The organism is Jhaorihella thermophila (assembly GCF_900108275.1).
GTDB lineage: Bacteria > Pseudomonadota > Alphaproteobacteria > Rhodobacterales > Rhodobacteraceae > Jhaorihella > Jhaorihella thermophila.
In genome coordinates this window covers 1-1,048 of the sequence record NZ_FNVD01000067.1, presented here as the reverse complement: position 1 = coordinate 1,048, position 1,048 = coordinate 1, and the positions used below count along the sequence as shown (strand labels likewise).

Genomic DNA, 1,048 nt, shown 5'->3' with positions numbered 1-1,048 from the left:
TGGTCCGCCTCCTACGGCACGACCTGGGACGACAGTTCGCAGGGCGTGGAGCTCTACGACGGCTTCATCGCCGCCGCCGTGGCCGAGGCGATCACCGAGGATGCGGCCTGGTACTGCTGGCACGCCTCACGGCGCCAAGCGATGCTGGAGGCCTGCTGGGAAAAGGCCGGCGCCTTCGTGCACCAGCAGATCATCTGGGTGAAGGACCGGGGCGTCCTCACCCGCTCGCACTACCTCTGGAAGCACGAGCCCTGTTTCATGGGCTGGCGTCGCCCAAACCGCCCGCCGAAGGTGGCGGAGGAAACGCTGCCCTCGACCTGGGAGATGCCGTCCTTCGCCAAGGATGAGCGGACGGATCACCCGACGCCGAAACCGCTCGACGCCTTCGGGATCCCGATGCGCCAGCACGTCGCCCGCGGTGGCCTCTGTTACGAGCCGTTCTCCGGCTCCGGCTCGCAGATCATGGCGGGCGAGGCCAACGGCCGCCGTGTCTTCGCGATGGAGATCAGCCCGGCCTATGTCGATGTCGCCGTGGAGCGCTGGCAGGCGGAGACTGGCAAGGACGCGATTCTTGACGGCGACTGCCGGACCTTTGCGGAGGTGAAGGCCGAGCGGCTTGGCGACAAGGCCGATGCCGCCGCCTGATGGCCGTCTACTACAACGATGCCGATCCCGAGGCCTGCGCATGGCTGCGGGAGTTGGTCGCGGCCGGGCTGCTGCCTGCCGGTGAGGTGGACGAGCGTTCCATCCTCGAGGTGGAGCCCGCCGACCTGCTCGGCTTTGCGCAATGCCATTTCTTCGCCGGGATCGGCGGCTGGCCCTACGCGCTGCGCCTTGCCGGCGTGGCCGAGGATCTGTCCGTCTGGACCGGCTCGCCGCCCTGCCAGCCGTTCAGCCAGGCTGGACAGCGCAAGGGACAGGACGATGACCGCCATCTCGCGCCAGCCTTCCTGCGGCTCGTCGCCGCCTGCCGACCGAAGCTCGTCTTCGGCGAGCAGGTCGCGAGCGCGGCAGTGCTCGGAAAGGTTGGCGGCACGGCTCGAACAGC

At 68.9% G+C, this 1,048-nt stretch carries 2 protein-coding genes; both read left to right on the top strand.

The genetic code is table 11. From position 1 onward, the window contains the following. Positions 1 to 645: DNA-methyltransferase (locus C4S70_RS18435; protein WP_146064280.1), on the top strand; the 645-nt coding region annotated here is incomplete at its 5' end. After that, the coding region (locus C4S70_RS18430) for a DNA cytosine methyltransferase (protein ID WP_146064279.1) at positions 645 to 1,048 on the top strand (404 nt) is incomplete at its 3' end. The genes C4S70_RS18435 and C4S70_RS18430, both read left to right, overlap by 1 nt.